Origin of the sequence: Actinomadura spongiicola, assembly GCF_003432485.1 — a bacterium.
Taxonomy (GTDB): Bacteria; Actinomycetota; Actinomycetes; order Streptosporangiales; family Streptosporangiaceae; genus Spirillospora; species Spirillospora spongiicola.
In genome coordinates, this window is record NZ_QVNQ01000010.1 from 259,546 (window position 1) to 286,087 (window position 26,542).

22 protein-coding genes are annotated in these 26,542 nt (G+C 71.6%); 6 read left to right on the forward strand and 16 right to left on the reverse strand.

The window, feature by feature from the left end; genetic code table 11:
- Positions 1 to 48: 48 nt before the first annotated feature.
- The gene (locus D0T12_RS36800; RefSeq protein ID WP_117403414.1) at positions 49 to 765 is read left to right on the forward strand and encodes a response regulator transcription factor; all 717 of its coding nucleotides are present in this window, start codon (positions 49 to 51) and stop codon (positions 763 to 765) included.
- Between the two features lie 107 nt (positions 766 to 872).
- Positions 873 to 2,051: a PucR family transcriptional regulator gene (locus D0T12_RS28785; protein WP_117403416.1), complete on the forward strand. Its 1,179-nt coding sequence runs from the start codon at positions 873 to 875 to the stop codon at positions 2,049 to 2,051.
- Here D0T12_RS28785 and D0T12_RS28790 read toward each other — a convergent pair.
- From D0T12_RS28790 to D0T12_RS35590, 3 genes are all read right to left on the reverse strand, one after another.
- Positions 1,940 to 3,385 carry a radical SAM/SPASM domain-containing protein gene (locus D0T12_RS28790; RefSeq protein WP_117403418.1) on the reverse strand — a complete coding sequence of 482 codons (1,446 nt, stop codon included), beginning with the start codon at positions 3,383 to 3,385 and terminating at the stop codon, positions 1,940 to 1,942. The genes D0T12_RS28785 and D0T12_RS28790 overlap by 112 nt on opposite strands.
- A 65-nt stretch (positions 3,386 to 3,450) precedes the next feature.
- Positions 3,451 to 3,681 carry a hypothetical protein gene (locus D0T12_RS28795; RefSeq protein WP_117403420.1) on the reverse strand — a complete coding sequence of 77 codons (231 nt, stop codon included), beginning with the start codon at positions 3,679 to 3,681 and terminating at the stop codon, positions 3,451 to 3,453.
- Positions 3,682 to 3,796: 115 nt separating this feature from the next.
- Complete coding sequence (locus tag D0T12_RS35590) at positions 3,797 to 3,961, reverse strand: hypothetical protein (protein ID WP_158581664.1); 165 nt, start codon at positions 3,959 to 3,961, stop codon at positions 3,797 to 3,799.
- Here D0T12_RS35590 and D0T12_RS28800 point away from each other — a divergent pair, their 5' ends adjacent.
- On the forward strand, positions 3,962 to 4,462 hold the full coding sequence (locus tag D0T12_RS28800; protein ID WP_199487758.1) for a DUF4259 domain-containing protein: 501 nt from the start codon (positions 3,962 to 3,964) through the stop codon (positions 4,460 to 4,462).
- Between the two features lie 35 nt (positions 4,463 to 4,497).
- Here D0T12_RS28800 and D0T12_RS28805 read toward each other — a convergent pair whose 3' ends face one another.
- The 9 genes from D0T12_RS28805 to D0T12_RS28845 all read right to left on the reverse strand — a co-directional run bounded on the left by D0T12_RS28805 (position 4,498) and on the right by D0T12_RS28845 (position 18,546).
- Entirely contained in the window at positions 4,498 to 5,391 is an 894-nt protein-coding gene (locus D0T12_RS28805) for a hypothetical protein (protein ID WP_117403422.1), read from the reverse strand.
- Positions 5,392 to 5,408: 17 nt separating this feature from the next.
- On the reverse strand, positions 5,409 to 6,509 hold the full coding sequence (locus D0T12_RS28810) for a hypothetical protein (RefSeq protein ID WP_117403424.1): 1,101 nt from the start codon (positions 6,507 to 6,509) through the stop codon (positions 5,409 to 5,411).
- Positions 6,506 to 8,986: a hypothetical protein gene (locus tag D0T12_RS28815; protein ID WP_117403426.1), complete on the reverse strand. Its 2,481-nt coding sequence runs from the start codon at positions 8,984 to 8,986 to the stop codon at positions 6,506 to 6,508. The genes D0T12_RS28810 and D0T12_RS28815 overlap by 4 nt, the downstream gene beginning before the upstream one ends.
- Entirely contained in the window at positions 8,983 to 10,344 is a 1,362-nt protein-coding gene (locus tag D0T12_RS28820) for a P-loop NTPase family protein (RefSeq protein ID WP_117403428.1), read from the reverse strand. The genes D0T12_RS28815 and D0T12_RS28820 overlap by 4 nt, the downstream gene beginning before the upstream one ends.
- Before the next feature lie 13 nt (positions 10,345 to 10,357).
- A complete protein-coding gene (locus tag D0T12_RS28825) occupies positions 10,358 to 12,082 on the reverse strand; it encodes a hypothetical protein (protein ID WP_117403430.1) in 1,725 nt (574 codons plus the stop codon).
- Entirely contained in the window at positions 12,075 to 14,585 is a 2,511-nt protein-coding gene (locus tag D0T12_RS28830) for an AAA family ATPase (RefSeq protein ID WP_147339672.1), read from the reverse strand. The genes D0T12_RS28825 and D0T12_RS28830 overlap by 8 nt, the downstream gene beginning before the upstream one ends.
- Entirely contained in the window at positions 14,575 to 15,882 is a 1,308-nt protein-coding gene (locus D0T12_RS28835) for a hypothetical protein (RefSeq protein ID WP_117403434.1), read from the reverse strand. The genes D0T12_RS28830 and D0T12_RS28835 overlap by 11 nt, the downstream gene beginning before the upstream one ends.
- A gap of 2 nt (positions 15,883 to 15,884) precedes the next feature.
- On the reverse strand, positions 15,885 to 16,628 hold the full coding sequence (locus D0T12_RS28840) for a 4Fe-4S single cluster domain-containing protein (protein WP_325050849.1): 744 nt from the start codon (positions 16,626 to 16,628) through the stop codon (positions 15,885 to 15,887).
- A 70-nt stretch (positions 16,629 to 16,698) separates the two neighbouring features.
- Positions 16,699 to 18,546 carry a DUF4407 domain-containing protein gene (locus D0T12_RS28845; protein ID WP_117403438.1) on the reverse strand — a complete coding sequence of 616 codons (1,848 nt, stop codon included), beginning with the start codon at positions 18,544 to 18,546 and terminating at the stop codon, positions 16,699 to 16,701.
- Positions 18,547 to 19,050: 504 nt separating this feature from the next.
- Between D0T12_RS28845 and D0T12_RS37095 the strand changes: the two genes are divergently transcribed.
- Together D0T12_RS37095 and D0T12_RS28850 are read left to right on the forward strand one after the other, a co-directional pair.
- On the forward strand, positions 19,051 to 19,182 hold the full coding sequence (locus D0T12_RS37095) for a hypothetical protein (RefSeq protein WP_267900427.1): 132 nt from the start codon (positions 19,051 to 19,053) through the stop codon (positions 19,180 to 19,182).
- 400 nt (positions 19,183 to 19,582) lie between these two features.
- The gene (locus tag D0T12_RS28850; protein WP_117403440.1) at positions 19,583 to 20,434 is read left to right on the forward strand and encodes a hypothetical protein; all 852 of its coding nucleotides are present in this window, start codon (positions 19,583 to 19,585) and stop codon (positions 20,432 to 20,434) included.
- On the opposite strand, the gene D0T12_RS28855 is transcribed toward D0T12_RS28850, so the two are convergent.
- Positions 20,365 to 21,327 (reverse strand): hypothetical protein, encoded by a 963-nt coding sequence (locus D0T12_RS28855; RefSeq protein ID WP_117403442.1) that lies wholly within the window; start codon positions 21,325 to 21,327, stop codon positions 20,365 to 20,367. The genes D0T12_RS28850 and D0T12_RS28855 overlap by 70 nt on opposite strands.
- A gap of 3 nt (positions 21,328 to 21,330) precedes the next feature.
- Positions 21,331 to 22,113: a hypothetical protein gene (locus D0T12_RS28860; RefSeq protein WP_117403444.1), complete on the reverse strand. Its 783-nt coding sequence runs from the start codon at positions 22,111 to 22,113 to the stop codon at positions 21,331 to 21,333.
- 347 nt (positions 22,114 to 22,460) lie between these two features.
- Between D0T12_RS28860 and D0T12_RS28865 the strand changes: the two genes are divergently transcribed.
- Positions 22,461 to 24,119, forward strand: coding sequence for a protein kinase domain-containing protein (locus tag D0T12_RS28865; RefSeq protein ID WP_117403446.1), 1,659 nt, complete (start codon positions 22,461 to 22,463; stop codon positions 24,117 to 24,119).
- Here D0T12_RS28865 and D0T12_RS28870 read toward each other — a convergent pair.
- On the reverse strand, positions 24,113 to 25,240 hold the full coding sequence (locus tag D0T12_RS28870; protein WP_117403448.1) for a TRAFAC clade GTPase domain-containing protein: 1,128 nt from the start codon (positions 25,238 to 25,240) through the stop codon (positions 24,113 to 24,115). The two genes, D0T12_RS28865 and D0T12_RS28870, sit on opposite strands and share 7 nt — an antisense overlap.
- A complete protein-coding gene (locus tag D0T12_RS28875; protein WP_117403450.1) occupies positions 25,237 to 26,538 on the reverse strand; it encodes a protein kinase family protein in 1,302 nt (433 codons plus the stop codon). The genes D0T12_RS28870 and D0T12_RS28875 overlap by 4 nt, the downstream gene beginning before the upstream one ends.
- Positions 26,539 to 26,542: the final 4 nt, after the last annotated feature.

A 26,542-nucleotide genomic window follows, 5' to 3' on the forward strand; every position in this document is an offset into this window, starting at 1 on the left:
ACGTCCAAGACCAGAAACAGTTTCATGACGGGGGATTACGATTTCGCCATGGAGAGTTCCGCTGACGCCAGGTTTACATATCTCGACGCCATAAAGAACATATCCACAGAACAGCGTCTGCTGCTGTGCTGTGAAAAGCCGATCTACGCCGCCAGTTTCTCGGCACTGCTGGAGGGCACGGCGGGTATCAAGGTCATCGGGCACACCGTCGGGGAACGCGTGCTCCAGGACGCCGCGGAACTCGGGCCGGACATCACGCTCGTCGTCTACCCCGCCCTCACGATCATCTCCCACCAGCGTGAACTCATGGAGTTGGCCGAACTGTCCAAGGTGATGCTCCTCGCCGAGCCGGAGAACGCCCACCGGTCCATGGAGGCGATCGCCCTCGGCGTCCGCGCCGTCCTGTCCCTGGACGCCTCGGCGGATCAGCTGGTCCACGCCTTACGCCTGGTGGCCGGCGGCACCGTGCTCATCCCGGAGGCCGCCCGCCCCACGATCCTCTCCCGCTACGCCTCTTCCACGGCCGATGAGGAACCCTGCTTGGCGGCCAACCTCACCGCCCGCGAGAAGGAGGTGATCCTGCTGCTGCGGCGAGGGGCCTCCAACGTCGAGATCGCCCAGCAGCTGTCGATCTCGATCACGACGGTACGGACCCATGTGCACAACGTCCTGAAGAAACTCGGTGTGCGGACGCGGGGCCAGGCGGTCGCGGTGACCTACGAAAGCGGCTTCACCGCGCAGCTGCGCTCGGCGACCCCGGAATAGGAGGAACACCGCCGGTCCGCCCCGTCCGGATCCGGCCGCCATCCGGATCGTCCCGCCGAACGAATGGGTGGGAAAGGTCCTGTTCGCGAGCCGGGAGGAGACCGGAGATGGACGGGCTTTTCAAGCTCCTCTTGGACCGGGTGGACGCGAACGCGCGCCGGGCCGTGGACGTCTACACCAGCGAGCTTCCCGATTTCCGTTCGGTGGCGAAGGACGGGCGAGCCCGCGCGGCGATGCTGGAGTTCGCGGTGACGTTGCGGCGGCGCGAAGCCGAACTGGCCGCCGACGCGGCGCCCTTCACCGAACAGGACCTGGGAATGCTGACGGCCTTCGGTGAGCAACGCGGAAGGCAGGGCGTCTCGCTGGAGTCGCGGGAGCGCGTCCTCAACCTGCATGACGTGCTCACCCTGCGGGAGATCCACGAGGCGGCCGGGCTGGACGAGGTCGCGCACGTGACGGAGATGATCGGCTGGCTTCCCGTCAACGGGCTGGCCGGTCAGCGCGCCTACACCCGGGGTTTCCTGAGCGGGCACAAGCGCTCACAGCCTTTCGTCAAACGCGTCGAGGACCTCGCGGCGACGCTGCTCGCGGACACGTCCGTGGCGCCCGGCCTCGCCGAGGACCTCGGTATCCGGCTCGCCGACCGGTACGTGGTCACGGTCGTGCGGGTCTCCGGTGGTCCGTTGCCGAAACGGCGTGAAGAGATCGTCGGGACCCTGCTGAAGAGCCACCGGGTGCCGATGACCTGGCGCCGTCCCGAAGAGTTGGTGGCGGTCCTGCCCTGCGGCGACGTGGGAAGCGCGGAGGCCGTGGAGGCCATGGAGGAACGCGCGCTGGGCCTCGTCCGCGACTTCGCGGAGATGCTCGGACGGCCGTGCGCGGCCGGGGCGACCACGGGACGGGTCCGGGCCCTGGGTGACGCGGTCGCGCTGGCGCGCCGGATCAGCCGTGTCGCGCCCGTCGACACCATGCCGCGCCGCCTGCACGGCGTGACCGACGTGTTCGTCGAACTGGGCGTCGTGGAAATGCCGCAGGTCGACAAGCGGTTGCGTGTTCTCGCGCAGCGGCTCGCGAGCGGCCCCGACCTGGTCGCCACCCTGGACGCCTACTACCGGCACGACATGAACCGTCTGCACACGGCCGGCGCGCTGCGTATCCATCCGAGGACCCTGGACTACCGGTTCCGCCGCGTCCGGGAGCTCGTCGGAATGGACCCCGGTTCACGCGACGGTGTGCGGGTGCTCAGCGCCGTGGTGACGCTCGTGCTCGCCGGACGCTGGAGCTGATCCGCGCCGCGCAGGCCGAGCCGGAGACCGTACCGCGTGAGCTGCATCGGCAGGGTGACCTTCGTGGTCGGGCAGGCCGGTTTGCCCTCCCCCCACAGCAATGGGCAGGCGCCGCCGCAGATGGGGAAGATGGCGCAGCTCGGGCAGTACGCGTTCGTGTCGCCGAGCAGGTTCTTGTTCCAGTCGTCGTAGCGCCCTTCGGGCCTCAGTTCGGCGGACTGTGCGAGCATCACATGCCCGATCGCGGTGTTCTCGCGTCCGGGAACCAGTGGCTGCTCGGTGCAACTGTGCAATTGCCCTTCGGGCGCGATGACCTCGGCGCGCCTGTTCACGGCGACGCAGACCATGTGCCGACGTTTGATCGGCAGATCACCGGCCCGGAGGCCGTGGGCGGCGTAGGCGTCGAGCCAGTCGCGTTCGATGTCGATCGCGTCGCGGCGCGCGATCGCGTAGTCGGAGACGTCGTTCCCCCATTCCCGGACGGGCGTCGCGTAGAAACTCACGCGGGGATCGGCGAGACCGGCGTCCCGCATCTCGCGGGCGAACCGCGTGTGCCTGTCCTGGTTGGCCCGGCTGACGTTCGTGCGAATGCTGAACTGGAGGCCCGGAAGGTTTTCCTCGTCGCAGGCCTGCCGGATCACGGTCGTGATATGGCGGAAACTGCCCCGCCCGCTCTTGAGAGGTCGTTGGGCATCGTGCGACTCGGCATCGCCGTCGAGCGTGATCTCGAAATGCGTCACCCGGCAGTCGTGGTACAGCCGCCGGATCTTCTCCAGGGTGAGCAATGATCCGTTGGTCACCATCTTGGCCGTATATGGTTTTCCCGCCTCGACGCAGGCCGGGATCACGGTGGCGGAGATGTCGAGGATCTGCGCGTACCCCATCATGGGTTCGGCGCCGAACCAGCAGACGCCCAGCCCACTGGTGGACGAATCCTCGGCGGCCGCGACCAACCGCCGTTTGATCGCGTCACGATGCTGCTCGCGCTTCGGCAGCCTGAAGTGTTTCTGCCCGCAGTATCCGCAGCCCATGTTGCAGTACGCCGCGGGCATGAGCACGAACATGCGGTCGGTGAGCCGCGCTAGATGGGCCCGGTTCTGCTCGACCACCTCGCTGAACTCGTCCCGGGAGTCCGCCACGATCAGGTCGGCGGCGGCGAGTTCGGTCCGTTCGGCGTCCGACAGCAGGGCGGGCCGGTCGACCAGCCTTTGCAGGACGTCGTCGGCCAGAACGTAAACCTGTTCCGACGCGGTGTGCAGCGCTACGCGCACGAAATTCCCGTTGACGTCGAGCAGTGCCTCGTCCGATACCACCAGAAACTGGCTCGCGTGCATGGCTACTCCCTGGGTGAAATGGACGGTGGGGCGCGGCCTGGCGACATCCGCGCCCCACCGAGAATTCAGCAGCAGCCGAAGTTGGTCTGCTGGCTGTTCTGACAGCAACTCACATTGGACGTGTAAGCGTCCGAGGCGGCGTCAGGCGTGACATTGGTGAGCACGGCCGAACCGGCATTGTCGACCGTTTCCGCGCTCGCCGCGCCCGCGGTCGCCAGACCACCCAGGGTCAGTGTCCCGGCCACCGCCGCCGTCGCCGCGACTCGCTTGACGAGATGCTTGCCGTTTCCCTTCATGGGTACCTCACATCCTTTTCCGTGCCGCAGTGTTCCGCGACATCGTGTCAAGGAGGAAACAGCGATATCTACGTGATTCCGCATAGTTTTCGGCCACGCCGCCAAGGCCGATTTGTCACTTCGCGTGATCCGTCCTTCCGGGGCACGGGTCGTCCTCGATGCCCGCGGCGGCGGCTCCCGCCACCGCCGCGCACGCGTCCACGAACATCCCGGGCGGCACTGGCTGGTCGTTCTGGCAGCTCACCGAGGCGGCGACCATTCCGGAGATTCCGAGCCGCACGTGGACGAGAACGTCTTCGTCCGCGACTACGCCGAAGGGTCGATTCCGGCGACCGGAGTGCGGCGCAGGTGGAAAAATCCTTACATGGGAACTTGGGATATCGGGCCCTTCGATAATGATCACGCGTCCGACTTCGCCATCGACCTGGACGAAGCGCCGGCCGAGCAGCACGCTGAACTGATCGCCCGCGCGTTGAACGCGGTGATGCCGCCGGACGGCGACACCGGTAGCCGATCCGCCGATCCCGCCGTCGCCGCCGCGGCGGTGGTCGCGGCACAGCTCCCGGGTGGGCCGCCCACCGACCCGATCTCCGGTCCGGGGAAGCCGGTGCCGCCCCTGCCCCGTGAACTGGTGCCCTTGGCCATCAGCGCGCTCGATCGAGTCGTCGCGGCCGACTCCGAAGTAAGGCAACTGTGGAGCGAGAGTCCGAACGGACATCTTTGGGAAGAGGAGATCGCTCGGCTCCGAGCCGTTATGGCCGCCGGCAACTCGGACGGGTAGTGCGTTTCGGCTCGGTGGGACGAGTGCGCCGGGGCCTAGATCAGGCTTGTGGGTTTGCGGGTGGTGGCGTGTTCGGTGTCGCTCGCGCGGAGTGCGTCACGGATCGCCGTGTCGGCCTTGCGGAGTTGTTCCTCCATCTCGGTCAGGGCGGTCTGGACGTGCTTCAGTCCTGATCCCTTGACGAGCGGGCCGATTCCGAGGGCGGCGCACAGTTCCCGGTCGGCACTGCGGTGCGCCTCGATGTGCGGGAGTTTCTGGTCGGCGATGGACTCCAGCTCGGCGAACTCGGCCCGCAGCGTCTCCAGGTCGGACTCCAGCGCGGCGACCCGGCCGCGTTGCGCGGCCAGCCGGTCCTCGGCGGACGCGATCTGCTCGGTGAGCCGCTCGGCCCGTTCGACGGTGTCGCGGGTCGCGGTGTCGAGTTCCGACAGCCGGAGCGCGGACCGCACGCCGATCGCCTGGCCCGCCTCGGCCAACTCCCGTTCGGCGTCCCGGACGTCGGACAGCGCGGCCTCGCGACGGTCGAGGTCGGACGTCGCGGCGCGCAGGGTTTCGACCTCGTCCTTCAACGCCTCCAGGCGGCGTACCTCCGCCAGGCGCGTGGTGAGTTCCGCGTGCCGGGTCCGAACGGTTTCGAGTTCGGCGAGGGCGGGTTTCAGTTCGGCGAGAAGGTTCTCGGTCTCGATGAGCTCCGCGCGGTGCTTCTCCAGGTCGGCCCAGGTCGCGGAGAGTTTGGCGGTCACGGCGGGGCCGAAGTCTCCGCCGTCGAGACGGGCCCGGCCGGTGGCGAGCAGCCGGGGCAGGTCGGTGAGGGCCTTGTTCAGCTCGCTGACGAAGCGCAGCCCGGCGGCGCGGTCGCCGTCCGGTCCGGCCTCGTCGGCGAGTTCGGAGATGAGCCTGCCGAGGGTGCGCATCCGTTCGCCGTTCACGGGTCAGGCGGGTCCCTTCATTTCTGTGCGCTTCGGTCGGGGAGGGCGGTGAAGACGGGTTCGGTGTCGTCGTCGGCGGTCGCGACCAGCACTGGTCCGTCGTGGTCGGTGCGGACGCCGAGCCTGTAACGTCCGGCCGGGAGGTGGGACAAGTCGATGTGGAGCTGTGCGCCGTCCACTTCCAGCGGCAGTGCGTCGGTTACGGGGAGGCCGTCCCCACTGCCCTTCGTGACGTACAGGTCGGCTCCGTCGAGGAGCGCGTACTCCCCGATGCCGTACGGCAGTGCGACGAGCCGTTCCTCCAGCTTTCCGGCTCGGTGCCGGTGTAGTGGTATCCGCACGTTGGTGCGTTGTGTGGCTGGTTCTGTGTAGGTTCCTTCGGCCAGGAGGAGCGCGCCTTCCAGGACGGCGTCGGGCAGGACGAGCGGTGCCCGACCGGCCGCGTCGGCTAGGGCGCGGGCGAGGAGCGGGAACGCGGCGAACGCGCCGGTCAGGACGGTGTGGTCGGCGGATCGCAGGTCCGGCACGAGCGGGGTCAGCGCGGCCAGGTATGCGGGGAGCGCGTCCAGCAGGCGGCCCACGGTGATGGTCGGGTCGCTCGCGGTCATCAGCGGCACGTCCCGGAACATCGGGTCCTGGACGGCCTGGTCGCACGCTTCCAGCAGGAAGTCCGGGTCGCCCGTGAGCGCTTCGCGGAGCGCGGCGCGCTGGGCGGGGTCGGTGGTGAGCCCGGCGACGAAGGAGCCGCCGTCGAGCCCGGCGGCGTCGCGGTGCGGGCCCACGGTGATCTCCGCGTCGCGGGCCTCCGCTCGGGCCATGCGGGCGGTGGTCCAGGTGACGTCGCAGATCGCGAGGGTCCCGGTCACACCGCGCCGGGTCGCCGCCGCGGCGCAGGCCGCGAACCGTCCCGTCCCGCGCACCCCGTACGGGGCGACCCGGTGCAGGGCTTCGAGTCTCGCGGCGCCGGGCCCGTGCGGCGCGGCGACGACGATGACCGGACGGTCGAACGGGCCGGGCGGGTCGGACGGTCGCTGGTAGACGCGTTCGTCGCCGTCGACCAGGGTCAGGGTCGCCTCGTCCAGGTCGAGGACGGCCGCCCGGCCCGCCCCGCGTGTCATCCCTTCCTCCAGGGGGTTGCTCCCGACTTGGCGACGCGTCCGGCGAGCGTGCCCAGCCGGTCCAGTTCCTTGCGGATGGGACCGTCCAGGAGGAGTTTGCCCTTCTTCTCCGGGTCCCCGCTCAGGTACCGGATCATGTTCAGGCGGTAGCGGATCTCGTGGACCGCGTACCGGACGGTGTACCGGCGGATCTGAGCGGTCTCCTCCGGCGGACGCCTCAGCATCAGGAGCCTGCCGAGTCGCAGGGCCGAGTCCTCCGCCTCGTCCCGGTCGCGTCCCAGCCGGGTGAGGGTGTCGGTGACGGTGTCGAGCAGGGTCACGAACCGGTCAGGGGTGAAGCGCCACCCGGCTTCGAGGATCTCGTCGCGCACCCAGTCGAACGGATGGCCTTCGTGCAGCGCCCCCGCGCACAGTTCGCCGACGACATCCGGCGGCGCGTCGGGACGGACGTTACGGATGAGCAGCAATGACTCCACCTTCCGCAGTTCTTGGCGGGCGTCGAGGTACCGCCGCCGCCAGGTGGCGTACGCGTTGACGTGGACGAGCGTCGGCTCCACCGACCGGGCGAAGAGCAGGGCGCTGCCGACCTCCCGGTCGATGGCGAACCGCTCGACCAGCTTGACGATCGCCGTGGTGTGGCCCGCCGGTACCCACTCGTATCGGCTCACGAAGGCCGCGAGCGCCGCGACGAGGCGAGAGCGGTGCCGCTGACCTGCCGGGTCGGCGCAGACGGCGTGGAACGCGTCGAAGTAGTTGGGCGATCGGGTGCAGTCCGGGAAGTGGCGTGGACTGCCGCCCAGCCAGGTGAGGAGCCCGTCGATCGTGCCCTTCTCGGCGGACGTCGAGGCGTCCAGCAGGGCCAGTACGCCGGTCCAGGCGCGGGCGTGCGCGGGGTCGGCGTCCGTCATCAGCCAGCGGCCGAAGGCGCCGAGGGTGTCGCCGAACGCCTGAGGCGTCTTCGCGGCGGTTTGCAGGACGGCCGGGACGCAGCGCCGACCGTTCTGGACGAGTTCCGTGAACGAGTCGGGGATGCGGGGTGGACGCGTCCACAACCCGTTGAACGCGTCGAGCAGGACGGGCGGCGCGTCCGGCTCGACGGTCTGGAGCCAGGCTCTCCGTTCGGCGATCGGGCCCGGAGTCACCGCCAGGAGGAGTTCGGCCAGCACGGAGCCGTTCCGGGCGAGCGCCTCGGCCGTCCGTCCCGGGCCGGGCGGGCGGCGCTCGCACAGCAGCGCGGCGAGGGTCGCCTCCCCGCCCGGCAGCTCCCCGGGCGGGCGCGGGGCGGCGAGGAGACCGGCGACGAAGCCGTCGGCGAAGCCGAGCCGGTCGGCGGTCTCGACATAGGCGCCGAGGTCGGGTTGCGGCCGTTCCCGCCACAGCCGGCGGCGGGCGTTGCGGAGCAGAGTGGTGTCCTCGCCGCCGCACTCATGCCACAGCTTCGCCACGAGCGGGAGGTCGCTCGGCTCCGCGACGTCGACCAGCGCGCCGAACACCCGCGCCACCTTGTCGGGGTCGTCGAGCTCGCGGTGGCGTCCACCGGTGAAGAGCCGGACGAGGTCGTCGTGCTGCGCCGTGCCGTCGAGGACGGCCCGCCAGACGGTTCCCGGCCAGTCCAGGTCCGCCACGATCTCGACGGCCGCGCCCGGTCCGGCGTGGAACATCGAGGCGCGCTGGGCGGCGAGCGCCGCCACCAGCCTCGGCCCCGGCCAGCCCCGCGCCTCCACGAGTTCGTACAGCCAACTGTGGTACGCCGCCCCGGCGGACGACGCCGGTGGCGCGCCGGGGGCCTGCCAGTCCAGTTCGAACGAGCCGGGACGGCACACCTGCCCGAACACCATCCCGATCCGGAGGTCGGTGCCCTCGTGCCAGGTCGCGGCGGAGAAGCGGGTTCGCCAGCCCTGCGGGAGCAGCGCGGCGACGGCGTCCATGAACGCGAGTCTCTGCTCGACGGTCAGATGCTCGGCCCGCGTCACCGTCACCGGGCCTTCCAGCAGCAGCGCCGCCGCGCCGGCGACCCGGGCGAACCCCTGGTCGGCGATGGTGTCGGCCAGGTACCGGGGGTCGGTCCCGGTGAGTGAGGCGTGCAGCGCGGAGCCGTCCCGCGGGAGCGGCTCGTCCCGGACGGCGGCGAGCAGCTCACGGTAGGAGACGCCCAGGTCGCCGGCGTCCCGGTACGGCAGGTAGTAGAACGTGCAGGTGGTGATGGGACGGCCCATGGCGTCGCTCTGGTCCGTCCATTCCTGGACGGAGAGGCCGACGTGGTCGCGGTCGCCCGCGCGGGCGGCGGTGAACACGATCCAGGGCAGTGCCCGGGGCCCGGTCCGCTCGACCGGCGGTTCGCCCAGCGACGAGAGTTCGTCGAACACGGCGGGCAACTGCCTGGCGGACAACCCACGACCGCCGACGGTGATGCCGTAGTCGGCGTAACTGTCGCTCTTCTTGCCCCGCACCGCCCACGCCACGGGCACGGTCGTCATCGCCCGTCGTCCTTGAACTGCTGCTGGACCAGCCACATCAGGGGTTCCAGGACGTTCACCGGGTGGGCCGTGCCCAGGATCCATTGGCCGACCTTCCCGTCGAACTCCTGGTAGGAGACGTTCTCCGGTGCGGTCGGCAGGAACCTGCGCGTCCGCGGATCGACACGGAACCCCACCGCCGACGTCAGGAAGAACCTGGTGCGCTGCGGGCTGAAGTACTGCCTGATGACGTTCCTGAGCTGCCGCGTGCTGTTGGTGTCGCCCAACGCGGTGTCAGGCCGCTGCTCCTCGCAGAGGAGGTCGAAGTATTCGCGTGCCGTCGACGACGGCGCGTGCGGGAACTCGTACTCGCCGCGCGGCTCGACATAGAGCCCCTGCCGGTTCACGGCGTTGTAGACGTGCGGGTGGTCGAACTTGGTGACGCAGACCGCGAGGTAGTGCGGCAGGTGCGGATCGTTCCGCCGGAAACGGGCCCTCGCGGCGATCTCCACGATGATGTGCTGGAGGTAGTCGTAGGAGTCGTTCATGTTCGTCTCGCGGACGGGGTCGAGCAGCAGCACCAGGCCGGAACTGGCGGCCAGGTGCTCCGCCAGCCGTTCCAGGTCGGCGGTCGAGTAGGAGGCCGCGCTCTGCCGGGGCGGCCCGCCGGGCTCCGGCACGGCCTCGGGCGTGTGACCTCCGTAGATGCCGCCGGGCGCGTCCAGGACGTCGAGCGACACCATCGCCGTCCGCGTCACCCGCCGCCGCCTCTTCCATTTGGTGGTGACCCGGACGTTCTTGCGCTGGACGCGCAGCCTGAACGACAGGTTCGGCGGCAGGCTCACGGTGGCGTTGGGGAAGACGCGCTGCCGGTGGAGCCGGTCGGACGCCTCGGTCAGGAACTTCCGCGACTGGGCGTCGGTGCCCCAGATCAGCCCGGCCTCCCGCTCTTCCAGCGCGACGCGGATCGCCCCGAGGAAGGTCGTCTTGCCGCTGCCGGGCGGGCCGATGATGCCGATGCGCCCGGCGACGGTGTCGTCGGCGTCGGCTTCTTCGGCGTCGGGCTCGGCGGCGCCGTCCGTCCCGTTCCGAGACGCCCCCGGATCGGTGGCCGTGCCCGTGCCACGGGACCGACCGCCGCCCGGCGACGCGCCGCCCCCGTCCGGTCTCCCCGGACCGGGGGCGCCAGGGCGCGGAGGACCAGGGCGCGGAGGACCAGGGCGCGGAGCACCAGAGCCGGGAGCACCAGGGCCCGGGGCGCCGACACCGGGGGCGGTGTCGACCGGCGGCTGAGCGTACCTGCTGCCGGGTGTCTGGACGGGCTCGTCGTCGTCGGCGTCGTCATCGGGGAAGTTCTGGTACTGCGGAGGAACGGACATGGCACACCACCTCTCAGAGCGGATGAGCGAGCGGAACGGAGAACCGGACGGGCGCCGAAGGCAGCAGTCCGAGCGCGGCGGCGAGGGCACGCGGCTCGGTGCCGTCGAGGCCGAGCAGGGCGTGCTCGCCGAGCGCCCGCCAGACCGAGGCGGGCGTCTCGGGCACCTCGTCGACGACGGCGACCCGGCGGCCGGTGTGCGTGCGGGCGAGGGCCTTCGACCAGTCATGCCTGGACGGGCACACGTCGACGGGACGGCGCCCGCTCCGGTCGGCGACCAGCGGATGCGGAGGGCGGCCCGCGACCGTCAACAGGACGCGCGGCGCACGCGGCGGGGGAACCGTCGAGGCGAGGGCGGTGAGCGCGTCCTCCAGCGGGGCGGCGCCCGCGGTGAACGGCTCGACGGGTTCCGGTAGCCGTTTCAGGGACGAGCGGGTCGCGGCGGGCCGCTCCAACGCTCCACCGCCGTGCACCACGTCGATGATCGTCCGGCCGCGGAACGAGTGGTCGGAGTAGCCCAGGACGGCGGCGTCGACCCGCTCCGCCACCTCGGACGCGAGAAGGTCGAGCAGCCCGTCCAGCAGTTCCCTGCGCCGCCGCACCGCCCTGGCCGGGCCGTTCAGCTCCAGCAGGCAGAACAGTTCCATCCGGCGCGGGGGCGCCACGAACCGCTTCGGTAGGCCTTCGAGGATGCCGGACAGATTCTGCGGGTCGGGGTCCAACCCGGACGGGACCGTCAACCTGACCCGTTCCGGGCCATCGAGCACCGCCCGGACCTGAACGGGCCCGGTCCTTGGCGTCGCCCGCCACGCGGCGACCAGCCGGGGCGGCTGTTCGACCGTGCAGACCGCGAGCGTCGTCGCCGGGCTCATCCCCGGCGCCCGGTACACCGTGACCTCCGCCATCGCGCCGCCGCGTGCTCCGGCGTCGAACAGCGGGTGCAGCGCGGCGGTCACCCGGCTCCCCTTCGGCTCCAGCCGGGCGACGAGGAGCCCGTAGCCGGTGCGGATCGGGCGGGTCGCCGCGACCTCCGTGAGCAGCGCCGCCAACTCGCCCGGCTCCACGGCCGTCGCCGTGGCGAGGTGGCGCGGGGCGAGCAGACGGGTGGCGAGTTCGGGCAGCGGCCAGCCGGGCACCCGGCAGATCGCGATCCGGTCGGGCGGCAGGGTTCGGGCCCATGCGGTGACGGCGGCCACCAAAGCGAGTTCGAGGGCGGGCCGGTCCAGTTCGCGTTCGCCGCCCGCGAGCTGGAACGCGCGCACCGCAGGGTCGGCGGAGAGCATCGGCAGCATCTCGTTCCAGCTCCGCGTCCGGGGCGGTCCGTCGGTGCGGGCCAGGTCGTCCACGAGCGTCGCGGTCAGGCCCTCGGCGGAGACCTCGACGACCGCCAGCCTCGCGCCGCCCGCGAGGTCGGCGACCGCCCGCGCCAGCACCGGTCGCGCGGGCCGGACCGGGACGGAGACCGCCCGGCGCGCCTCGGCCCACGCCGCGTCGTCGGGCACGCCGCGCAGCAGCGGCGCGGTGTCGCGCCAGTCGTCCCCGAGCCGGGCCGCGACCCGCAGGTCGGCTTCCAGGCGGGCCGCGTCGAGCCGCGCCTGGAAGCCCGACTCGTCGCCGCGGCCCAGCCGCCACGGCGTGTGCAGCGTCCAGCCGCAGTCACGGCACCGCGCGTCGGCTCCCGCGGGCCAGCCGCAGACCGGGCAGCGGTCCGCTTCTCGCGGGTCCCGGGGCTCAGACATCGGGGACGTCCTCGGGCAGAATCACGTTGGGGTCGAGGGCCGGGTCGGCGACGACGCGTTCGGCGAGGTTGGCCTCGATCCCGTCGAGCAGGCTCCGCGCTGCCCGGCCGTTGCCGAAGTCGGACGCCCTCATCACCGCGCCGAACCAGACGCGGAGCCGGTCGACGACGCCGGGCCCGAGCGTGTAGCCGCGCGACCCGGCCAGCCCGGTGAAGATCTCCGTCAGCTCGTCCAGCTCGTACGGCGGGAACTCGATGTGCAGCGTCGTCCGGGACGCCAGCCCCTGGTTCAGGGCCATCATCCGTTCCATGTCCGCCGTGTAGCCGGCGAGGATGACGACGAAGCGGCCACGCCGGTTCTCCATCGCCGGGACGAGCGTGTCGATGACCTCGCGGCCGAAGTCGTTCTCCCCGCCCTGGGCCAGGCTGTACGCCTCGTCGATGAACAGCACCCCGCCCTCCGCCTCGTCGATGCGCTCCCCGGTGCGGATCGCGGACTGGCCGATGTAGCCGCCGACGAGCTGCGGACGTCCCACCTCGACGACATGACCGCGGCCCAGCAGCCCGAGGCGGTGCAGGATCCGGCCGATCTCGCGGGCGACGGTGGTCTTGCCGGTGCCGGGCGGGCCGAGGAAGGCCATGTGCGGGGCGACGACATCGCCCCGCTCGCGCCTGCGGTTGAGTTCCAGGCGCAACACCATCTGCCGGACCGCGTCCTTGACCTGCCGCAGCCCCGTCATCGCCTCCAGCGGGCCGAGGAGATCCGCCAGGGCGGGCGGCGCCTCGGTGTGCCGGAGATGCTCGGGCGGCAGGTCCTCCACCGCGAGCGGCAGGTGCCGTTCGTCGCGAACGCGCCGGGCCCAGCGGGCGCCGGTGTCCTGGACGAGCGTGCGCATCGCGCGGGCGTTGTCGAACGTCGCGGACCTGTGCCGGTGCATCCGGGTGACGACCTGCTCCAACGCGGCCGTGAACGCCTCGCTCTCGACCAGCCCCTGCTCGGCGAACCCGGCCCGCGCGATCTCGACGAGGACCGGCGGCTCGTAGTCGGGGAACTCCAACCGGAACTGTCTGGGGAACCGGCCCGGCAGGCCCGGGTTGCCGCGCAGGAACTCCTCGATCTCCCGGGGGTAGCCGGCGATGATGACGACCAGGCGGTCCCGGTCGTTCTCCATGCGTTGCAGGAGGGTGGCGACGGCCTCCCTGCCGAACCCCCCGTCGGCCTGGTCGCTCAGCGTGTACGCCTCGTCGATGAACAGGACGCCGTCCAGGGCCCGGTCGACGACCCGGTTCGTCTTGATGGCCGTCTCCCCGACGTACTGCCCGACCAGGTCCGCGGAACCGACCTCGACGACGTGTCCGCTGCGCAGCAGCCCGAGCTCCAGCATGATCTCGCCGACCAGCCGCGCCACCGTCGTCTTGCCGGTGCCGGGGTTGCCGGTGAACGCCATGTGCAGGGCGGTGGCCTCCCGCCCGCGCGGCGGCTGCCAACGCAACGCCTCCAGGGCCTCCCGTACCTGGTCGAGCCCGCGCAGCCCGGCCAACCTGTCCCACACCGTGCCCTCGCCGAGGTCGGGGCCGGACAGGTGCCCGTCCGCGCGCAACCGTCCCGCGTCGAGCGGGGTCCCGGTCGCCGACAGGCTCGCCAGCAGGTTCCGCCAGGTGCTCAGCGGTCGGCGTTCGCGGGCCATCAGCCGCACCGTCCGGGTCAGCCCGCGCCAGTCGCCGATCGGCAGGTCGTCCAGCAGCCGGGCCCGGTGGACCAGCGCGGACAGCTCCGCCTCCTCCGGCGGGCCGATCAGCCCCGGGGAGCCGCGCCGCTTCTCCGCCCGGACGGCGGTGCCGAGCAGACCGGGCAGGTTCCGGCTCTGCCCGGCGAGCCGCTCGACGTCCGAGAGGTGCTCCTGGACGAACACCAGGACGCAGGCGTTGCCCTTGCCGTGCCTGCCGCCCAGCCACGCGTCGAGGGACACGGCGAGCTGCCGCAGCCCGCTGAGGTGGCGCTCCAGGACCTCCACGTTCTCCAGGACCACGGCGGTACGGACGGACTCGTCACCCATCAGGCCGGTGATCATGTCGAGGGCGGCCTCGTCGGTCATCGCGGACGGCGCGGGACCGGGTGCTCCAGAGTCGGACGGCACCGAAGCGGGCGGCGGCCCTTCGTCCGCGGCCGTCCCCGTGCCCACCTGGTGGTAGCCCATCGGGCCCCTGATCCGGCGGGACGCGCGGCGCCCGGCCGTCCTTGCACCCGAGGCGGTGCCGCGCACGAGCCGCGACGACGCGTCGCGGACGGTCAGCATCGTGTCGAGGTTGAAGAACACGACCCGGGCGAAACCGGCGGCGGTCAGCGTCTCGTGCAGGGCCTGGGACAGGTCCATGAGACGCAGGGCCGGGTCGACGAAGACGTCCTGGACGCCGCCGCCGTACAGGACGTACGTGGGGTCGCTCGCCATCGCCGCCCGGTGCAGCGGACGCAGCCGGGTGGGCACGGGCGGCTCAGCCGACACGCCGCCGCCGTCTGCGGATGGCCTCCAGGTCGCCCTCCTCGGGGGTGGGCTCGGTGCCACGGTCCTCGGGGGCTCCGGCGGGAATGCCCGCGGAGCGCAGGCTGCCGAGCATGCTCTCGGTGCGCTGCCGCCGCCGGTCCTCCGCCGCGTCGGAGTCGTAGGACAGCACTCGGATCGCCATTCCGGCGTCGCCGTCCGGGGCGATCTCGACGACGAGTTCGCTTCGTCCCGTCAGGCTGACCAGCTTGCTGTAGTGCGCGCCGCGGAAGTCCTCCCCTTCCCAGGCCTCGTCGGCGAGTTCGTAGCCCTGCTGTTCGAGCGCGGCGATGGCGATCTCGGCGGTGTTGGCGCGCTGCTGGGACGCGAGCGTCCGCGTCCAGGCGCGCTCCAGGAGGTCGGTGAGTTCCTGCTCATAAGCGGGCGCGTCGCGTTGGACGATCGCGCGCAGTTCGTCCAGGGTCAGCGGGCAATCAGGGTCGGCGACGACCCCGGCCTGCTCACGGATCCTGTCCAGGAGCCGGGCCGCGTCACCGTCGGTCCAGAAATTGACGTCGAGGTCGATGTCGTCCAGCACCGTGCCGTCCATGGCGCGCATCGGGACGACGATGTTGGACACGGTGACGGCGTCGGCGGCGTGCAGCGCGTCCAGCGCCTCGAAGCGCGCCCGCTCCCATTCGAGCGCGGCCTCCTCCACGTCGACGCGCAGGTCGCTGAGGTCGAAGTAGAGGTTCTGGACGAGGCCGAGCGAGAACGCGGGCTCCTGCTCGTTGAGCGTGACCGCCGTCTGGGCGAGCCGCTGCTCCAGGCGCCTGAGCCGCCCGGGAGCGAACCGTTCGTGCGGGAGTTCACCGATCGCGGCCGCGAGCGTTCCGGCGTCGTCGAACAGCACGCGTGCCCGTCGCGTGGCCTGGTCGCGGCGTTCGGTGATGTCGGTGACCCGGGCGTCCAGGTCGGCGAACTGCCGTTCGCGTTCTTGCCGTTCCTGGTCGATCTCCCGGCTCAGCCGCTTCGTCTCCGCCCGCACCGCCTTGAGCCGACCCGCCTGCTCCCGGAGCCGCGCACTGGTACGGCGCTCCAGGTCGCGGGTGTGCTCGCTGAGTTCCCGCAGCCTCTGGTCGGTGCGCGCCTGTCTGGTGGTGACGGCGGAGACGGCGCGGTCGATGTCCGCCCGGGTCTGCCGCCGGACGTCGTCGAGGAGCTTCGGCATGTCGCGCCGGACCTCCGCGAGCCGGCGGGCGGCCCGCTGGGCCTCCCGCCACGCACCGGCGTCGACGCTGATCGTCTTGGCACCGCTCACGGTCAGTCCCTTTTCGATGTGGGGGGAACAGGTCTCGTCCGTTCGATCCGGGTCCACGCCCCGCGCACGGCGGCCGACGGCACGCCCACGAGGAGCGCGGAGTCGGCGCGGACCCTGATCTCGGCCCGCCGCGGCCCGGCCTCGAAGTCGACGGCGACGTCCGCGAGCCGGTCGGTCAGCCGGTGCACCCGCTGGTTGGCGCTGCCGCGCATGCCGACGTCGTCGTCGAGGACGTCCACATACCGGCCGTCGATGAGCACGTCGACCTCGGCGAGCAGGGCCTCGGGGCCGGGCCGTCCGCGCAGCTCCTCCAGCCGGTACCCGGTGAAGCAGATCACCGTCAGTTCACGTCGCTCCCGGGCCCGCCGCGCCGCCTCCGCCAGCCCCACCGCCTGCTCCATCGGCTCACCCCCGGAGAACGTCAGACCGGTGACCTCGGGATCGGCCAGCACCGCGTCCACAAGCTCGCCCGGGGACATCACCCGTGCGGGCCGCTCCTCGATCCAGTCCGGCGCCACGCACCCCCGACACCGAAACGGACACCCCTGCACCCACACCACCGCCCGCACCCCAGGCCCAAGCGCCCGCGTACTCGCACAAATCTCCGCGACGTTAAGCAGCCCACTCACTCCCCCCGCTCCAACCGGCGACGCCACAGCACCTCCCCCTCTCGCCCCGAGACCTCGCCCGCGCAGGCAGCCGGGGGGAACACACCCCGACACCGAAACGGACGGCCCTGCACCCACACGACCGCCTCCGAACCGGCACCGAAAGCCCGCGTGCTCGCACAGACCTCCGCGATGTTCGGCAGCCCACTCACTCGCTCCGGTCCGACCTGCGGCGCAACCAGAGGAACCTCTCCTTCACGGAGAGGACGGTGCGCTGGAACCGGCCCTCCTCGAAGTCGCCGCCGGCCACATCGTGGGGGCCGGTGTGGTGGGACGTCGCCTCCATGGGCCGCAACCTGTCGGCCTGCCCTCCTCCGGCCCGGCTTCGGGGCCGATTCCTACGGCCCCCGTACGGGTCGTGGCGGCCGTTGCCGATGTCGCTCCTCGACGGCAGCGGCAGGGGCGGCGGCCCGGGCTGCCGGTACGGGTCCTGCTGTCCCGGCCCGGGCTCGGACGGTCCGGGCTGCTGCGGGATGTGGATGTCGTTCGGGGAATGCCCCGGGAAGTCCGGCGGCGTCTCGTCGGACCACGATTCGGGGGGCGGGGGCTCCGGGTCTCTGCCGAACTGCCACGGGACGCCGGTCGGGGGTGCCGGAGGCAGGTCACGCGACTCCTGCGAGTACCACCGGTAGAGGTTGCGCCGGTTGACGTCCGTCTCCAGGGTCGTGGTCTCCGCGACGAGTTCGTCGATGACCGCCCACCGGGCCGCGCGCAACCGCTCGCCGTAGTACACCTCGTCCTCATAGTGCTGGGCGTCGACCCGGCGGCGGGCCAGCAGTTCCCGCTTGCCCCGGATCTCGTCCTGCCTCCGGCGCACGCGGGCGAGGTTCTCGTAGGCGCCGTCGTTCATCAGCAGCTTGACGATCACCGGCAGGCACTCGATCGCCGTGAAGAACAGGAAGAGCACCAGCCGGGCGAGGCCCAGCGTCAGGCTTCCCGTGCTGGCCTTCTCGAGCGCCTCCATGCGGATCAGCAGGCCGTTGTTCGCCTCGTTGTCGCTCTTCCCCTGTGCCAGGAGCTTCGACTGCGCGTTCTGGAGCTGGCCGAGTTCCCCGTTGACCTCCTCCAGCTGCGTCTTCGCCTGGGCGAGGCGGGACTCGGCACCGCTGGACTCCTGCGTCCTGAGACGGTCCACCAGCGCCGCGCGCTGCTGCTCGACCTTCTTGATCTCGCTGTTCAGACGGTTGCGAGCGCGCTCGAACGCGTCGCAACGCGCGCCGCAGCCCTGTCGACCGGAGGTTCCCCGGCAGTCGGTGCCGGAGTTCACTCCCTCTTCCTCACAGGCGCGCTTCTGATCCAGTTCGGTGAGCTGCCGGCGCATCTCCGCCAGTTTCGTGTCGTAGGCGGCCACGTCCGGGTTGGTCACGGCGGGATCGCCCGACCGCCCTCCGCTGTTGACGACCTGCTGTAACTGCGCCTGCCTGGCCGTCAGGTCGGCGATGCGCCTGCCGGACGAGCCGCTCCGCATCTCCTTGACGTAGTCGTTCCACTCGTCCTGGTGAATCTTGTTGATCTCGGCGCGGATCTCCGTGTCGAAGATCTGCAGGGTGAGCGGCGTCGAGATCACCATGCCGAAGAGGAGGGCGAGCCCCAGGCGGGGGATGGCGAGCTTGTAGGGGCTGCGGGACTCCGCGGGAGCGTCCCAGCCGTCCACCTCGTCGTTCGCGGCCCTGGCGGGCTTGTCCATCGAGCTGACGAGCCAGCGGTCGAGACCGGCGATGCCGAAGAACCAGCCGACGGCGATCAGCAGGCAGACGGCGATGGGCAGGCCGAGCGCCATCCGCATCGCGAGGCACATCGACAGGCCGCCGAGCGAGGCCGTGAACAGGACCGCGCTGCCCATGCCGGTGTACCGCGCCCGGTCGCCGGGCGTCATCGCGAGGACCTCGGCGTCGGCCCCGGAGAACCAGATCAGCGGCGAGCGGATCGGGGCGCGCGGTTCGCCGGCGTCGTCCGGGTGGCGGGGGTCCCGGCCGCCGGGGGTCGGCTCAGTCATCGCCGTGCTCCTTGTCTCGCCGTGCCGGGTCTCGTGGTGGGGGGTCCTGGCGCGTCAGGCCTCGCCAGGTGGGGTCGTCTCCGACCGTGCGCGCCCGGAGAGCGGACCTGTCGAGGGGCCTGCGCCGGAACGGTCGGAAGCCGAACCGTCGCGGCGCCGCCGTCCGTAACCGCAACCGTGGGATCCGGAACGAGGGGACGGGCGCCGGCTCGGGCAGCGGGGGGCCGCCTTGGTGGGGCGCCCATCCGTCGGCCTCCGAACAACGGGCGAGGCTCGGGGGGTCGTCGGGAAGCCACCGTTCGTACGACCTGTCGACGTCCCCGACTCCGGCGTCCCCCGATGGCTGGACGACTCGCCTCCGGTCGAACATCACCGCCCCCATACGGCCTCGCAGGAACCGGCCTAGCCGGAAATTCCATTCCCGCCAGAATATCCGAGCGATCCCCATTCGACCCACGAATATCGACCCGTCACGCCGACCAGGTATTCCAAAATACTGCGCATTTGTTGGAACGCATTGATCATTCCAATCCGGCCGCCGGGTCGCTGGAAGGGATGCCGCGCGTCGGGGTGGACGCCGAAGGCCCGGCCCGCGGCGCGCGGGTCGACCGGCGGGCGTCCCGTCCGGACCCCTGACGGTGACATCGTGCATACAACCTCCTGGACGGCCCTCCCTGCGGGCCGCCCCCGGCGGGGGAAGGCGGCCCGGCGCACCGGCGGCGAATCGAGCGGTGATTTCTGCAAGGAGAGCAGCCTTCGGAAGGCAAGAGGGAGTCGCGTGACACATCTTCCGGGATCGGCCATCCGCGCCTGCGGCGCGTGCGGCGCGTCCGGCGCGGGTGCGCGCCTCGTCGCGGTCATGCGGAACCGGCCCGGGGCAGGCGAAGACCCGACCGGCAATTCTATGATTCCAGCGTTTTACTGGAATGAATGTACGGGCGCTTCGTTCTGGCCGATTATCGCCACTGTATGCCTGTGCTGCACGTTTCCCGGGGCCATTGACCATGCCCGACCGGAAATCGGAGAGGCGCTCGATATGCTCGGAGACGGACCCCTTCCGGATGCCGGGCTGGCGTTCTTCCTCGCGTGCGGCGCGCTGCCCGCCGCGGAACCCGCGCCGCCGGACGTCCGGGATCCGTGGCCGCGTGCGGCGGCGGCGCTCGTGCGCTGCAACGCCGAGACTGTGGCGTTACCGGCGCTGAGCCGGGAACGGCCCGCACCAGCGCCGATCGACCCGGTGGGCCTGCGGCCCGCGGAGCTGCTGGCCCTGGTCCGGGAGCGGAAGACCGAGCTCGCGGACGCCCGGCGACGCTACCGCCGTGGTGCCGTCGGCACGGCCCTGCACCTGCTCACCAGGGACTCCCCCGACCGGCTCGCCGTGGCGCGGACGCTGTGCCAGGGCGGCGCGAACGGCGCCAACGGCGCGATCGTCGAGCGGCTCCAGCGCAGGCTCGCGCTCCTCGACCCGGAGACACCGCCGCACGAACGCGCGGCGGCCCTGGACATGGCGGCCCGAGCCCTGACCGCCGACTCCAAGGCGGCGGTGTCATCCGCCATGGACCGGTTGGCCCGCGCCGTCCGCGCCGCGAACGAGGCCACCCGCCGTCGCCGCGCGGACGCCGTCCTGGCCGCCTGCTACCTCCAGGTTTTGGCCGTCGCGCCCGCCGACCCCGTGGCGACCTGGGTCGCGAGCCGGTTGACGGCCGTCCTGGACGGCGACCGCGCGCTCACCCACCAGCTCCACGGCGACGCCGAACGCTGGCGCGCACGCTTCGAGGAGACCGCGGAACGCGCCTACGAGGCGGCCCGGTCACGCGGTCAGCTGACCTCCAGCTCCTGGACGAGCTGTTCTGCCGCCTTCCTGCGGCGGGGGTCGATGCTGCGCTGAACCGCGTGCCGCGCGTGGACCAGCGCCCGGAGGGGCTCGGTGTTCTTGAGGGCGCGGGCGAGGAGGAGGTCGGACTTGCCCGGTGATGTGGTTCCGGATGGGTCGTGTCGTTGGTGTGCGCCGAGCAGGCCTACGGCGTCCGCGCATCGGCCCAGGAGGATGAGCGCGTTGGCGTGGACGAGTTGGGCGCGGAGGGTCGCGTGATGGGAGCGGCCGAAGCGTACTCGGCGGCCGGTCAGGACGGCCTCGCTGTGCTCACCGGCCGACAGGGCCGCCGCGCGGACCTCGTCCGGGTCGACGGCCTCCTCCGCCCTCATGATCAAGGTCTGCGCGAGGATCAGTTGGGCGATCCAGGTGAACGGACGGTCGGAGCCGTGCACGCGCATGCGCCGCGCGGTCTCCTCCTCCAGCATGTCCAGCGCCCGTTCCAGGTCGCCGGGGGCGGCGCGTTCCCGGATCGCCAGCGCCAGGTTCGCGTGCGCCGTCGAGATCCGGCAGTCGTCGGCCGGGAACAGTTGCGTGCGCAGCTCCCATTCGCGCCGGTAGAGCCGGACGGCCAGTTCCAGGTCGCCCGGCCGTCCACGGCGGCGCACGTACTGCGCGTGCAGCATGCGGATCGTCAGGTACGCGGGGTCGTCGGGCGCCAGCCTCATCGCGGCGGCGCGGCGTGCCAGGCCGGCCCAGACGTCGGCGGACACGGCCGCGTCACGGCCCCGGCTCAGCCACTTCTCCAGTTCGCATTCGATCTGGAGCACCACGGCGCGGCCGACCGTGGAGTCGTGGTCGGCCTCGGTGAGCAGTTCGCGCAAAGGTCGGGGGTCACCGGTGTCGCCGACGTAGGTGACGAGCGTGCACAGTTCGCTGCGCAGTTCCTGGTCGTGGTCGCCCGGCACCGGTCACGCCCCCTCGGTGAGCAGCCGCAGCGCCTCGCGCGGAACCCAGGTGGGGAGGGCCGCGTCGAGTTCCGCGTCCGACAGGCTTCCGAGCGGCGCCTGGAGGTCGCGGAGGCGGCCGCGGATTCCCTCGACCATGCCGGTGATGGCGGCGGGCGCGTGCAGGATCTCGGTGAGGTCGTCGTAGACGGCGTCGACGACGGCGCCGGAGGACACGCCGAACGGGCCGCGCGCCTCCGTGACGACCTTCGCCAGCAGGTCCCCGGCCCTGGTCTCGGTGATCTCGCATGGCAGGACGGTGCACAGGTCCTGGACGGCCGAGTGCGGCGCGGCGAAGCCGTACACGGTGGCCAGGCCCGGTTCCGCCACGGCCCACCGGGAGAGGACGTGCACCAGACTCAGCACCGCGCACCGGACGGATCCGCCGGGCAGCCGCGACAGCCCGTTGAGCCAACCCTGCCGGTGGTCGGCGTACGACCAGATCTTCGCCTCGGCGACCAGGGTCGCCATGGCGTCGCTCCGGTCGAGCAGCGCCCGGAAGTCCGAGTGGCCGAGCGCCTCCTTGAACCGGGAATTGTTGATCGCGTGGTAGAAGGTCGACGAGGAAGTGATTCCGAGTTGCCGGTTGAGGGCGGGACGGGTGGGTTTCGCGGTATACGCCGGAGCCCCCGCGTCGAGAAGATCGCGAAGTGCGCGGTAGATCCGCTCCCGGCCCTCGCTCTTTTCCAGGGACAGCCACCAGTGCGCGGTGGTCGTCCTGTTCAGGCGCGATACGGAGTAGGCCATCGCTCCCCTTGTGCTGACTGATACCTGCCCGCTGCTGGTGCTATGCCCCCACTAGTACATGTCGCATCGCACGGTTGACGACCGTCCGGGAGGACTGTCATGGATATGGCCACTATCTGTCACTATTCGTGCTTTTTATCCCCTAGACGGGCCGGAATTCGGAAGCCTCGTGCCGCCATCGCGGCTCCGCCGAAACCCCACCACCGGGAGGGGTCGTGAACGGCTGGCCGACCGTGCCCCCGGCTCGCGGCCGGACTCGGTCACGGGCGGGGCGGAAGACCGCCTTGGCGCCCTCACCACGGCGGGTGCACGGCTCGTAGGATTGTGGTCACGGGCGGGGAGGGCGGGTGCTGGGTTTCGAGTCAGGGGTCGAAGAGTTTCCGGACGCCCTGCTGGGGCGCGTCGCGAACGTGAGGCCGCTCGCGGTCGGCGGCGAGGCGGTCGTGTTCCTCGTGGAGCCGGACGGCGACTGGTGCCACGGAGCGTCCGAGGCCGTGATCAAGGTCAACAAGGCGGCCCGGGTGGACCACCACCAGATGCGGCTGCTGTCCCTGCACCAGTTCGTCAGGCACGTCCCCCGGATCTTCGACTACGGCGACATCGAGGTGCGCGGCGAGACCGTCGGATGGATGGCCCAGGAGTACTGCCCGCACGGATCGCTGCACGACGTGATCCACGGACACGCGGCGCCCACCGGCGACCTGGAACGGCGCCTGATCATCGCCGAACTCGCGGACTGCCTGAACTTCTGGGTCGTCGAGCAGGGGCTGACGCACACCGATGTGAAGCCCGCCAACATCCTGGTGCGGTCACGCGACCCCTATGAGCTGCTCATCGGCGACTTCGGGGGGACGGCCCGCGACGTCCGGGAGCGGGCGCCGAACGTGCGGGCACCGAGCGGACGGGCACCCGGCAGGCAGACATCGAGCAAGAAGACGCCGATCAAGCAGGCGGCGGGTGGACGGATGGCGTTCACCCTGTCCTACGCCTCACCCGAGACGCTGCGCGGCCGTCGCGGCGCCCCGGCGGCCTGGTGGGCGCTCGGGATCATCGCCTACGAGCTGCTCCTGCGCCGCAAGCCGTACGCGGCCATGACCCGCGAGGAGGTGCGGGCGATGCTGCTGGACGGGCGGCGTCCGGCGTTGACCGACGTCGACGATCCGGACTGGCGCCGGTTGATCGAAGGCCTGCTGACCGTCGAGCCGGAGCGACGCTGGGGCTACGAGCAGGTGGCCGCGTGGGCGGCCGGCCCGAAGCGACGGCTGCGCTTCAACGGCCGCACGTACCGGAAGGTCGAACATCTCGTCGACGACCTGGAGCAGAACTGGGCGACGGGCATCGGCTGGCTGGCCGCGAACGGCGGCGGGGTCGCCGACTGGCTCGTCGAACTCGGCGCGAGCGACGGCGAGGTGACGTACCTGCGCGGCCTCACCTCCGGCCGGGCGGCGCGGGCGCTGGGCAGGCTCACGGCGAGCGTCCTGCCCGATGTGACGCCCCGGTACGAGGGGCGTCCGATCAGCGCGTCGGGGCTGCTGGAGCTGGCGCAGCGCGGGGACGCCGAGCAGCGGTTGCTGCGCAAGGCGTTGCTGGACGGCGCGCTGGAGTACGCGGCCGGGCACCGCTGCGCCCATCCCGGCTGCCGGGGACGGTGCGCCGTCCTCGACCGGGTCGACGCGGAGGTCCCCGAGATCGTGGATTTCGTGGCGGCGAAGGTCGGTTGGCTGCGCGACCGGATCGTCCGGAGCTACCGGGGGCGGGCCCCGGCAGAACTGCCGTCCGACCGCGAACTGACGATGGTGTGGGCGTGGGCGACCGAGTTGACGCTCTGGCCCCAGGCCGCCGGCCGGGCCCGCGCGCTGGCCGTCGGGGTGAGGTCCGACGTGCCCTGGTGGCTCGACCGGCGGCGGATCGCCGAGACCGCCGATCCGGCGACCGTGGAGGGGCGGGGCCACCTGGTCGTGACGCTGCTGCTCGCCGGGCACGCCCGGCGCGCGGCCGCTCAGTAGAAGGACTGCGGGTCGTCCATGGACACCTCCGGCTGCTCCATGTCGATCTTCGGTAGCAGTCCGGCCATGCTGAACAGCGACAGCAGCGGGCGCAGCACCCGCTTCGGCCCGAAGCCCTCGTCGGGGAACTCGGTCGCGTCCTCCCGCGGCTTCGAGACGCCCGACGCGGACGCGAAATGGATGGTGACCTGCGACCCCGACTCCATGGGGTCCAGCCAGTGGCCCGCGCCGTGCCGCTTCAGGAAGGCCCCCGCGTCCACGGTCTCCACCAACACGCTGCGCAGGTCGTTGAGGTGGCTCTCGTCCCTGCGGCGAAGCCAGTCCGTGACGGTGGCGTCGTCGTCGAGACCGTCCAGCATGTCCGACTTGGCGACGACGATGACGGCCGGGGGAAGCCCGCCATTGCCGGTGGCCCGGGTGCGCTCCAGCTGCTCGATCGCGTGCGTGAAGCCCGGGTCGGGAACCCAGTCGCGCCAGCCGTCGCCGGACCTGAGCCTGCTGCCGTCCGCGACGTAGATGACCGCGTCGGCCGCGCTCATGAACGGCGTGTCGTCGTAGCTGAACCTCCGGTAGTGCTCGCCGGGGACGTCGAAGAACCCGACCGCGTGGGTCCGGCCCGTCTGCCGGCTCTGCACCCGCAGGGCGTACGCGAACTCGGGGCGCCCGGGACGGGTGCCTCCCAGAACCTCGTGGCGCACCAGGAACGGGGTGACGCGTTCGTCGTAGAACCGCTGCCGCATCCGGCCGTCGAGCGGCCCGATCCGCAGCTCGCGCCCGATCAGCGGGCGGCTCCGCTCAAGCTGGGCGATCATCGCGGTGAGCAGGTGCGTCTTCCCGGCGGCGCTGTCGCCGACCAGGCCGATGACGAGCGGCTCCATGTACCCGTAGTCGGCGGGCAGCAGGTGCGGCTCGCCGTTGCCCCGGCACAGCCGCATGGCGCCGAGCGTCCGATGCCGGTAGTGCGTCTCCGACTCGTCCGGTCCGGGTGTGAGGACCTCCGGCCCGGACGGTGTCTCCTTCACCAGCGGCACTTCGCCGAAGTCGAACCAGTCGAGCTGGTTCAGGCAGTACGGGCAGGTCGTGAGGCGCCGTTCGACCTGGCCGGGAAACGGTTCGGTCATGAGAACACCACCAGGAGGAGGATGACGGCCACGAGCGCGCTCGCGGCGACCCACACGAGCGGATGCGGACGGCGCCTGCCGTCCTCGTCGACACGGAAGGGGAAGTCCTGCGGCAGGGAGCCGGGTTCTGGTCGAGGCCGCCGGGACGGGGCCGGATCGGCCCCCGGCACCGCCGGCTGTGCGGGCTGGCCGTGCATGTTCGTCAACCTCTCGACGAGATACTTCCTGAACTGGCGGTCTTCACGGTCGTCCAGCGGGTCGGACGGGTCGTCGCCCAGTCGGCGCGTCGTCCCCGTGTCCGTGTGCGTCCTCGTGTCCTGGTGTGTCCTCGTGTCCTGGTGTGTCCTCGCGTCCTGCTGTGTTTTCGCGTCCTGCTGAGTCTTCGCGTCCTGGTGTGTCCTCGCGTGCTGCGGCTTCACCGTGTTGTCGGGCGTCGGTCCGATGTTGTGCTGTGTCTCCGTGACGTCCGCCTGCGTGGGCTCCCGGTCCTCTCTCCGCCCGGGACCGCGCGGCGGCACCGCCCTTCTCGGACGGGCGGGACGCGGCCACCCCGTCATCGCGGCCAGCAGGTCCTCGGCGGTGGGGGACTCGCCCTCGTACACGGGCCGCAGCACCATCGCGAGGCAGGGACGATGGGCCTTCAGATAGCGGAACTCCTCCTCGGCGGACCGGGTGACGTCCGCCTGGTAGCCGAACGCCGAACCTTCGCCGGAGGCGAGCCAGTAGAGCAGCCCGGCGGCGTTGCGCACGTCCCGGACGGCGCCGTCATCGTTGTCGGCCTCGTTGGTCGCCATGCTGAGGTCGGCGATCTGCAACCCTTCGCCGTCCCAGAACACGGTGGTGGACGAGATGGCACCGTGCACGTACTTGTGGTCGGCCAGCACCTGCAACGCGGACAGCAGATCGTGGGTGGGCTGCCACAGCTCGTCCTCGGGGGGCACGGTCGTCGCGACCCGGTCGGCCAGCGCCCGGCCGCGCCGCCGCTGGATCAGCACGGCGCCGCCCTCCTCCGCGTCGAGGTCGTAGCCGAGCAGCTCGGCGAACCGGCTGTCGTCCGCGCCCGCCCACGCCAGGCCGCTGAGGACGAGGAGTTCGTTCTCGATCGCGCGTCTTCCCCTGTCCCCGGGGGCGACCTTGTACAGGCAGTCGACGTCCACGAGGCCGCCGCCCCGGACGGTGCCGTAGTGACCGATGAACCGGGTGCCCCTGACCTGGCCGCCGTCCAGGGTCAGCGTGAACTCGACCCGGTCATCGGCGGCGCCGGTGCGCGTCAGGAGCCGCGTGATCTCGGTGGTCACCCCA

Bases quoted from the DNA above. Each gene is read 5' to 3' on its own strand.
- D0T12_RS28815 (WP_117403426.1), bottom strand. From the start codon at position 8,986: ATGACGACCGTGCCCGTGGCGTGGGCGGTGCGGGGCAAGAAGAGCGAC.
- D0T12_RS28785 (WP_117403416.1), top strand. From the start codon at position 873: ATGGACGGGCTTTTCAAGCTCCTCTTGGACCGGGTGGACGCGAACGCG.
- D0T12_RS28825 (WP_117403430.1), bottom strand. From the start codon at position 12,082: ATGTCTGAGCCCCGGGACCCGCGAGAAGCGGACCGCTGCCCGGTCTGC.
- D0T12_RS28860 (WP_117403444.1), bottom strand. From the start codon at position 22,113: ATGGCCTACTCCGTATCGCGCCTGAACAGGACGACCACCGCGCACTGG.
- D0T12_RS28850 (WP_117403440.1), top strand. From the start codon at position 19,583: ATGCTCGGAGACGGACCCCTTCCGGATGCCGGGCTGGCGTTCTTCCTC.
- D0T12_RS36800 (WP_117403414.1), top strand. From the start codon at position 49: ATGGAGAGTTCCGCTGACGCCAGGTTTACATATCTCGACGCCATAAAG.
- D0T12_RS28845 (WP_117403438.1), bottom strand. From the start codon at position 18,546: ATGACTGAGCCGACCCCCGGCGGCCGGGACCCCCGCCACCCGGACGAC.
- D0T12_RS28790 (WP_117403418.1), bottom strand. From the start codon at position 3,385: ATGCACGCGAGCCAGTTTCTGGTGGTATCGGACGAGGCACTGCTCGAC.
- D0T12_RS28795 (WP_117403420.1), bottom strand. From the start codon at position 3,681: ATGAAGGGAAACGGCAAGCATCTCGTCAAGCGAGTCGCGGCGACGGCG.
- D0T12_RS28820 (WP_117403428.1), bottom strand. From the start codon at position 10,344: ATGTCCGTTCCTCCGCAGTACCAGAACTTCCCCGATGACGACGCCGAC.
- D0T12_RS28810 (WP_117403424.1), bottom strand. From the start codon at position 6,509: ATGACACGCGGGGCGGGCCGGGCGGCCGTCCTCGACCTGGACGAGGCG.
- D0T12_RS28870 (WP_117403448.1), bottom strand. From the start codon at position 25,240: ATGACCGAACCGTTTCCCGGCCAGGTCGAACGGCGCCTCACGACCTGC.